This is a genomic window from Acinetobacter sp. YH12144 (assembly GCF_013418345.1).
GTDB lineage: Bacteria > Pseudomonadota > Gammaproteobacteria > Pseudomonadales > Moraxellaceae > Acinetobacter > Acinetobacter amyesii.
In genome coordinates this window covers 1-1290 of sequence record NZ_VPCD01000059.1, presented here as the reverse complement: position 1 = coordinate 1290, position 1290 = coordinate 1, and the positions used below count along the sequence as shown (strand labels likewise).

Below are 1290 nucleotides of genomic sequence, written 5' to 3'. Positions count from 1 at the left end.
ATATTTTACGCCAATTTCAACTTTAAATAAGCTTTTAGTTGTTCAAACAAATTGAGCTACCTCTCCTGTAATACAAACATTAGCATTTCATAGTAGTTAACCTTTATTTAACATAAAATCTCTTATACGAATTAGTATTATATAAAGTTCAAGCAATATTAGATAATGCGAAAACTTTTTCAAAATCTCCAATAATTATGAGAACTCTATCTTCTTTCACACTTATTACATGCATTCTTGCTACTCTGATCAATCTAAGCTCTTATTTTTTTCATTTTGCATTCTCTTTCATACTTTGTATCTTCTTAATTTTTCCTCTCTTTGTTGTAGCTATCACCGTCTTCTCTGAAAAATTAGAGATTAATTTTAATGCTCTTTCCATCATCCTATTTATCTACGCAATTGCAACATTCTTTATAACTACAGGGCTATTGGATAACTTTAATGTCGAAAAAGATGGATTAAAGTATGTCTTAAACAATCGTGGAACTTTTATTCGTGAGGCAACTATTGAAGAATATCGTTTATATAAAAGTCGATCTTCTCGATTAGTGAGTGCATATTTAATGTTCTTTTTCCAAATCTTATACATAACTCTCAAATCCTCAACTCCTCAATTGCTCTCTCAAGTGAATGAAAAACAATAGACAATAAAAAAGCCCGACATCCTGTCGGGCTTTTTCGTATTGGTTCGCTTGGCATAACTCCTGTCGTGCCGCCGATCCTTGTGCGATTATTTATTTTTATTCTGCGGAACGTCCTGTTCTCTTATGACTTCATGATATTGAATACAAGGGGTTATGAATATCCGCAAAATCCCTAAATTTATGTGCGCTCAGGCGTACAAAATTGGTGGATTTTTATCCCAAGAGTTGTCCGCAGAAATTGGGGATAATTTAAGCCAGCGCTGGCTTGATAACGCAGAGAAAAATGACAAATTGATTAAATATTGATCAAAATTATTGGCGAAATATATCAAAACTGCTCAAAAAGAAACCGACTTGTTTCCAAGTCGGTTTTTTGTTGTTTTTCAGGGGGATGAAAATTTTTTTAACTATATGAAAAAAAAGGATATTTTAAAAAGTATTTCGTATAACCACCATTATGTTAAATAGAATCAAAAAACCACCAATAAAATCGTTATAGTATTATTATTTATTGAGTAGATAAGAGAATTAAATTAGTGAAATACTCAAATGAAAAAATAGTAAAAGCTCTCTTACTTTCTCCTTTACCACTACTTTTTTTCACAGCAGTCCTGTTTATCGTAATGAATCAGGAATACAGCCT

The 1290-nt window shown here is 31.5% G+C and carries 1 protein-coding gene; it reads left to right on the top strand.

Annotation, left to right across the window (positions count from 1 at the left end):
• Positions 1-800 precede the first annotated feature (800 nt).
• On the top strand, positions 801-953 hold the full coding sequence (locus tag FTU79_RS16385; protein WP_180051355.1) for a hypothetical protein: 153 nt from the start codon (positions 801-803) through the stop codon (positions 951-953).
• The last annotated feature ends 337 nt before the right edge of the window (positions 954-1290 follow it).